The sequence below is a fragment of the Bacillus sp. FDAARGOS_527 genome, from assembly GCF_003812125.1.
Taxonomy (GTDB): Bacteria; Bacillota; Bacilli; order Bacillales; family Bacillaceae_G; genus Bacillus_A; species Bacillus_A paranthracis.
In genome coordinates this window covers 1-7,456 of record NZ_CP033796.1, presented here as the reverse complement: position 1 = coordinate 7,456, position 7,456 = coordinate 1, and the positions used below count along the sequence as shown (strand labels likewise).

Annotated in this window: 7 protein-coding genes; 5 read left to right on the top strand and 2 right to left on the bottom strand. The window is 28.2% G+C overall.

The window, feature by feature from the left end:
• Window positions 1-338: 338 nt before the first annotated feature.
• Window positions 339-890, top strand: a complete 552-nt coding sequence (locus tag EGX95_RS29980) for a MerR family transcriptional regulator (protein ID WP_123805844.1) — start codon at window positions 339-341, stop codon at window positions 888-890.
• Window positions 891-1,469: 579 nt separating this feature from the next.
• On the opposite strand, the gene EGX95_RS30590 is transcribed toward EGX95_RS29980, so the two are convergent.
• Window positions 1,470-1,628 (bottom strand): hypothetical protein, encoded by a 159-nt coding sequence (locus EGX95_RS30590; RefSeq protein ID WP_192957654.1) that lies wholly within the window; start codon window positions 1,626-1,628, stop codon window positions 1,470-1,472.
• Between the two features lie 87 nt (window positions 1,629-1,715).
• Between EGX95_RS30590 and EGX95_RS29975 the strand changes: the two genes are divergently transcribed.
• From EGX95_RS29975 to EGX95_RS29965, 3 genes are all read left to right on the top strand, one after another.
• Window positions 1,716-1,901 (top strand): hypothetical protein, encoded by a 186-nt coding sequence (locus tag EGX95_RS29975; protein WP_050224801.1) that lies wholly within the window; start codon window positions 1,716-1,718, stop codon window positions 1,899-1,901.
• A gap of 115 nt (window positions 1,902-2,016) precedes the next feature.
• Entirely contained in the window at window positions 2,017-2,640 is a 624-nt protein-coding gene (locus tag EGX95_RS29970) for a hypothetical protein (RefSeq protein ID WP_050224800.1), read from the top strand.
• Between the two features lie 816 nt (window positions 2,641-3,456).
• Window positions 3,457-4,731, top strand: a complete 1,275-nt coding sequence (locus EGX95_RS29965) for a hypothetical protein (RefSeq protein ID WP_123805842.1) — start codon at window positions 3,457-3,459, stop codon at window positions 4,729-4,731.
• 83 nt (window positions 4,732-4,814) lie between these two features.
• On the opposite strand, the gene EGX95_RS29960 is transcribed toward EGX95_RS29965, so the two are convergent.
• A complete protein-coding gene (locus EGX95_RS29960) occupies window positions 4,815-5,387 on the bottom strand; it encodes a tyrosine-type recombinase/integrase (RefSeq protein WP_123805839.1) in 573 nt (190 codons plus the stop codon).
• Window positions 5,388-5,597: 210 nt separating this feature from the next.
• Here EGX95_RS29960 and EGX95_RS29955 point away from each other — a divergent pair, with 210 nt between their 5' ends.
• Complete coding sequence (locus EGX95_RS29955; RefSeq protein ID WP_050224796.1) at window positions 5,598-6,122, top strand: hypothetical protein; 525 nt, start codon at window positions 5,598-5,600, stop codon at window positions 6,120-6,122.
• Window positions 6,123-7,456 lie beyond the last annotated feature (1,334 nt).

The following is a 7,456-nucleotide window of genomic DNA, read 5'->3' as shown; positions in this document are numbered from 1 at the left end:
TTCTATTTTAATTTAGAATTTCTAATTTTATAAAATGCCTTGTTTTTTAACTTAATTTTATTATGTTAAAAAACAAGAATGTGATTTTGATTGTGGTTTGTTGCAATGTTATTAGAAAACTTTTTGTGGCGGGGCTAAGATCTTTGCTAAATGAAGTATGAATTAGAGATATGAAAAATTCCGTTATTTTCATATGACAGAAGGATATAAACCTTAGTAGAATGAATTAGTAAAAACCTAGGTTTAATACCTAGGTTCTAAGAATGATTTTTTTGGGAATAACCCTTGATATTAAAAATATTTAGGTTTTTATCTAGGTTTTGAAGGTGGGTAAAAAGATGGATAAAAGTGAATACCTAGGTAGAGAAAACCCAGGTTATATAGCTATGACTGTTAAAGAAGTTGCATTATATTTAGATGAATCACCAAATGTTATAAGGAATTGGATGAAAGAATTAAAGACATATATTCCTTTAGAGAAAAATGAGTCAGGTTACAATATTTTTGATGAAAAAGCTCTTGAGCAAATGAAGATAGTTAAACAATTGCATCGAGAACAAAATTACTCAATGAAACAAATTGAACATTATTTTGCTACAGGTGGAGAAAGTATTAAACCTGTTCCTAGTAAGGAAGTTGGAGAAATTTTAGCTGAAGAATTAACAGCATTAAAAGATGAAGTTAGTAAACTGAGAGAATATAGTGAGAAACAAGAAGAATTTAATAAGTTGTTAATTGAACAATTACAAAAGCAACAAGATTATATTGATAATAAGTTAGAGCAACGGGATCAGAAGTTACTTGAAACAATTCGTGAAGTACAAGAAACAAAATCATTAACAGCATCTACGGAATCAAAAGGTTTTTTTGCGAGGTTATTTGGAAAGTAATTATTTTGAGATTTATAATTTGAGTCCTGGCGTTTATGCCGCGAAAGTTCCTTGACGATGAGGGTTCGATGGCTCGTGGTCAAGGGAACCGTGGAATAAAAAGCGAGGGCAGGGCAAAAACCAATGTCTTCGCCAAGATTCGTGGTTCTATTGTAGGAAAAAGGCGAATAAGAATATAGCATACATAGGATAAGGGAATGCAGTATAGATCAGCATACAAGCATTTCCTTGCTATAAAGATGTTAATAATATTTTTATCTTTTTATATGTATCATTTTTAATCATATATATAATTAATAGCATGGTGAAAGATAAAAATGTAATAGAAAATACTATATTATTTGGTCGTGAATACAAATAAATAAAGATGTATCAAAGGATTAAGATGTTTTGTGTATACAAAACATCTTTTTATTTTCTTTTATGAACACAAATGTAGGTACATTGAAATATTGATATACCAGGCTTTGCCTGGTAGTTGTGGACACTATTGTGTCCATCCCCTTATCCTGCGTTCCGAATTTCCACTTTTATTTGGATGAGAAATCAGAAATTGATGTTGGAATTAAGATGTGTATTTTAGGGATTTGTAGACTGATTTTTAGAAGAAAGATTGTGTTTGTTTTGGATTACTTCTTGTATAGCTTGTTGTTTGATTTGTTTCCAATCCATAGAAGTTTCTTTTGATTTAGGGGGCATAGATCCAAATAATTTAAGTAAATCTTTATTGGTACTCATTGTAAGACAACCTCCTTATCTTTTTTAAAAGAATGATACACAAGAACTTGATAAAATGATAGTGAGTTATAGAAAAGGAGTGATTTGATGAAAGTAAAAGAGTTAATTCAACAGTTAGAGAAATTAGATTTAGAAGCTGAAATTATGGTAAGTGTTCGAAAAGGATGGAGGCCGATTGGAGATATGAAACGGGTTGATGATATTCAATCAATAATTGATCAAGATACAGCTAAAGTTTGTTATGCAATATCTGTAGATATTAAACAAGATTGAATAGAGTACAACTAGTTTATCAACTAGTTGTACTCTATGTTTAATGACACCGTGTGTAAATCAATTGTTTTATATATAATAAAAAACAGAATAAAAGAAGTGAGGTGAATATTTTATGTTTAGAGAAAAAACTAATTGGAAAAGAAAATTTTTAGCACTAATAATTATTCCAATAGCTTTATGTTTTGTATCAATACTTTTATATTTCGGTTTGTTCTCTGTTTTACAATCGCTTAGTTCATTTTTTGCTAATGTATTTAAAATCAATGTTAATGCTGAAATCATAAAATCAACAAATTCTATTTTTGGTGCAATGCTTGTAGCAATTGCTACAATTATTTGGAATTTCGCGGCTGATGAAGAGAAAAATAAAGATAAGCGCAAAAAAAAGAAGTGTATTAAGTATTATATATTGCAAAAAAGGTTCGATAAAATCGCAGGAAATGTTGACGGACTAATTGATTCTCTTTTAAATCAGAATTTAAATAATAATTTTAAAAAAGAATTTAAAAAGAAGTTTGATGAGATTAAGAAACTGGATGAAGAAGTTATTGAGATGATTATTGAAACAGAAAATCGTAATTTATATAAAAAATCTATAGCTTTTTTTGAAACTATTTATTTTGAGGGATCTCTTAATACAAAAGATAATTACATGCAACATTTAACAAAATTGGATAAAGAGTTAAATGATTTAAAAGAAATGATATCTGTAAAAGTAGCTTCTTATGTAGTTTAAATAATAGTGAAAAATATTGATTATAATCAACTAGTTTATGGTTTAGTTTAAACTAGTTGATAAACTAGTTGTATGAAATAAACGTACAACTAGTGATTTATTTGTTGAGTCCTGGCGTTTATGCCGCGAAAGTTCCTTGACGATGAGGGGAACCCTCATGCAAACTCGCCAGAGGTGGCCCCAGAAGGGCGGTTTTTGCCCGCTGGGGTTATCTTTGGGAGTTTGAGGGTTCAGAGGCTCGTGGTCAAGGGAACCGTGGAATAAAAAGCGAGGACGGACCCCAGGATAGGGCAAAAACCAATGTCTTCGCCAAGATTCGTGGTTCTACTGTTAGAAAAAGGCGAATAAGAATATAGCATACATAGGATAAGGGAATGCAGTACAGATCAGCATACAAGCATTTCCTTGCTGTTATTATGTTTTTTATAATAAAAATTTGAATGAAAGGAAGAGGAAATGTTGGGGGACAGCAGAAATATTATATTTCCTTTTATTCTTCGATGATTGTTTAATATTTCCAAATCATATATATTTCAGTTAAACAACTCGTATATATATGTAATATAAATGTATGTAAATTTGAATATGTTTATATTAGGGTGATTTTGTATTGTTAGTAGGTATTAAATAATACTAAGGAGAGAACTTACTAGATGAAATTAAACAAATAAGACAAAATATAATAGAATCAGAAACCAAGACACAATATATTGATTTATATTTATTTTAAAACGCTATATGTATTTATTTTCTGTTTCATATGTTATATAATGTAATTTATAAATATTAAAGGATATTCGAGTTAGGAGGGGTTTAATGGAAGTTTTAAAAAATCATATGAAATTTAAGTATGTTGTACCATTTTTAGATTTTGTTGATGATAAACAGATATCGCTTCAAGATTTATCAAAATTACTTAGAGAAAATGATGGAACTTTTGATAAGGATCAATTTATAGATGATGATATAAAGGAATTATTTCCTTTAAATAATTTTGGTGATAATGATGATATTTTGAAAGTAAGAGGAGTTAGTTTTGTATTAGAAAATTTTATTGATGAGATTGAAAGTATGAAATTAGATTTATCATTGTCTCATAATGAAATAGAGTTTTTAGGTTTTAATGATGAAAATGAAATGAAATTAAAATTTTCAAATGAGTCAATTAAAGGTGCAGAAGATATAATTGCTCAAGGAATGTCTGAGGGTGTATATAATTCAACAAATGAGTGTTTTAGTAGTTGGTTTGAAATGGGAAGTAAACATATTGATTTTTGTTTAAAAAATTCTCATAAAGATAAAGTTGAAGGTGTATTTTCTATTTATATAAATGAAATGCTTAAAGCTTTATCTGATAATAGAAGACAGTATAGGTTGCTTTTAGAGTATCAAGGTAATGATTCTGAGAACCCTGTTTATTTATTAAGAGGAGTGACATCTAAAGGCTTTTATAAAAATTATGATAATAATGTTGTACTTTATTTATGTCTTTTATTTTTACATAAATATGCTGTAGATACTGGAGAAGATTTTAAATTTACAGGTGGTTATATTAGTGATTCTGAGATTAAGGCTTCTTTTGAATTGGAAAAGCCTAAACGTTTAAAGAGTGGAGAAGAAGTATATATAGGCCTGTTGTTATCAAATAATGAAATTAGAAAAGGTGTAGTTTCTTTTAAAATGTATTATAGGATTACTGATGGTAAACATTCTTTTAAAGGGATTGTGAAAGACTCAGTTTGTAGAATTTCTCATTCAACAGGTATTGAGAAATTACAAATAAAATTGGAAGAGTTATTAAATATAAATAAACATGAGAAAAAAATGCTTGATTATATAAATCGTGTAACAATGACTGATAGGTTATCGGAAGATATGATTTTTTCTTTATTTGAGTCAATTAAATCTTCTGAGTTATCCAGTGATACTAAAAGTGAAGCTGAGAAAAAGAGAGAACTTTTATCTAGTACAATGACAATTATTCAGATATTTGATCGCCTTAGTGAAATTACTACTGATGTAAATGAATCAATACACTTACAAAGAATTTATGATGATGTTATTAAATCTTTATCCGATAAAAAAGAATAGGTGTGTTTTTTTATTTTAAAAATGTTATAAAAAGAGGTTTTAGACCTTTTTTTATAACATTATGATCAATAAGAGATGATGAATTAGATTTGAAACATATCAAGTATATTGTCTTTTTCTTCTTTATTGATTCCAATATATTTCAAAGTGATTTGTGGAGTGCTGTGATTCAAGATTTCTTGTAACATAGCTACATCCTTAGTTTGTTTATAGAACCAATAACCAAAGGTTTTGCGCATAGTGTGGGTCCCGATAGATTCTACACCGGCAAAATCTCCGGCTTTTTGCAATTGTCGATAAGCCTGGATTTTACTAATGGGTTGATCTCCTTTTCGGGAAGGGAATAACCAGGTACTTTCTAGTGTTTGGCCATAAGAGTATACTTCATCAAAAATAGAAGTAAGGTTAATCATGCGTTCTTTCTTCGTTTTTCCCTCTTTGATTTTGAATTCTTTTCTCTTTTTACGTTTTAAATTTATTATGGTTTGTGTTTTGATTTGGAGTAGATCGCTGACACGTAATCCAGTATGGATCCCAATAAGGAAGAGAATATAGTCTCGTTCGGAACAATGACGTTTAAGAGCCCATTTCATATCTTCAATCTGTTCTTTGCTACGGATGGGTTGGACATCAATGAGATGTGGTTTTTTGTTCATGGATTTTACCTCTTTGTTTTATGTATTGAATGTATACTTTTCTTTAAAAAGGTATCAGGTGAATTATATTGAAGTCAATTATTTGAAAGTGAATGTACACTTTTGAGTATAGAAATTTTGTTTAGATAAGAAGAAAAGGGCAAAGTATTTATATTGAAAAGTTTATTTCATTATCTTAATATATAAACTAAAAATTACACGAGGTGTTTTATGGTTAGTTTACTCAAAAAGAAGTTGTTATTGTCAAAATGGAGGGAATTTGTAAAATTTGTTTCGGAGAATTTTGATTTATGTAATTCTGATAGTTTAGAAGAGTTAAATGAGAAAAAAAAGGAATTAGCTATGTTGGATTTAGAAACAATAAAAGATGTTATTAATCGTACTAGTGCTATTAATAAAGCTTTTTATGATCTATCTAAAGGTTTTCCTGTGATTGCCTCAGTTATATTGTTTATGTTTACGTTTGTATTAAAAGATTATATGTTAATTATTTTTCATGCTAAATATGTGAATGAACTTCCTTCTGTGATTGCTTTGTTTGGTTTAGTATTTATTACAGTTATTTTTTCATGGGCTTTTAAAGCTATAATTACTTCTCAAAATCGAAATTATTTATTGTCACAATTTGAAAGTATGTTGGTTGATATAAAAGAACAGAAAGAGAAAGAAGAAGAGGAACAAAAAAAGAAAGAAAATGATAGTGTTTCAAATTTAAAAAATACTTTTGCTAAATAAGTATTGTTAATTTTTTTTAGCAAGGTGATTACTAAGATTATTTTATATCTCTTCGTTTACAACAATTTGAATGTATACTTTTGTTGTGTATTTTGAGGATATCAGGAGAATTTGTAAGAAGTCAATGTTTAAGGGGATTTGAATGTAAACTAATATACAAAAGTTTACTTTCATTCTATAGGCGCACTTATAAGTATACTTGCAAGTACACCTATAAGTGTGTTTAATCTAGATAAAACCTCGCTATCCTGTCATTAGACCCTAATATAATAAGCTAAAAATCATACTGATCTTATAAAACAATAAATAAAAAAGTGCAAAATCTATCTAAAGATTTCGCACTAAAAAACAGATAACAGATACAATCACTAGAAACATAGGAGAGTGTTTCAACACCCATTATAACCTATATATTTACATTTTTGTGTATGGATTTGAAAATATGTAAAAATTCATTATTTTATTTTGGATTTTCTTTTTATTTCAGTTATACTAAACAATAAAGAGACAAATCTCCCTTAGGCTGTCAATAATTATGCTAACGAAACACACCCAAAACCAAAAAACCAATTCCCGTGTAATGGAATTGGTTTTTTGGTGCAATTCAGTCAATACAGCAACTTGAACCCACATTTTCAAATGTAGTCTTATTAATTTTAACATAATTTCAATTTATAAACGCAAAAAAACCTCTTTATATGGACACATATAAAGAGGTTTTTAAATGGATGAAATCCTTAAGTTAGTTAGTGATGGATATTTATTATATCACAAATCTCTTTTGAATATAAGTTTACATAAAAAACCTGGATTTTAGGGTTCTTTTGTTTGTTGTGATAATATCTCTATTTAAATGAAAACGCTTTCATAAAATCTTAAAAATAAATGTTGACAAATACACCTTCTTGTTGTATAATGACGAAAGGTGTAAAGAGTAGATTTGTCTAAAAATTCATATTTGTATTAAAACCGATGTCCCCACATCAGAAATACATAATAGATTTTCTAATTTCAACTGAGTTTATTCTAACAAACTATTAATAAGAAAATCAAGAGAATTATTACTTTCTTTTTTATGTTATTTTTTGGTTATTTTCATTTATGTTGTTTGTAGACAGTATTTTTCTATCTATTTATACCTAAATAAATAGAAAAGGAAGATTGATATTTTATGAAGATTACGGAACATTTCAACTTGAATTTAACACAAGAACAGCTTGAATTTGTTGATGTGGATACAGAAAGGGATGCTAAATTGTTTATTGACCCTTGTTGGATACATATTAAGGAAGGAAATTGGTTTAGAGAGGCTTCTGCTACATTATATGGATTTT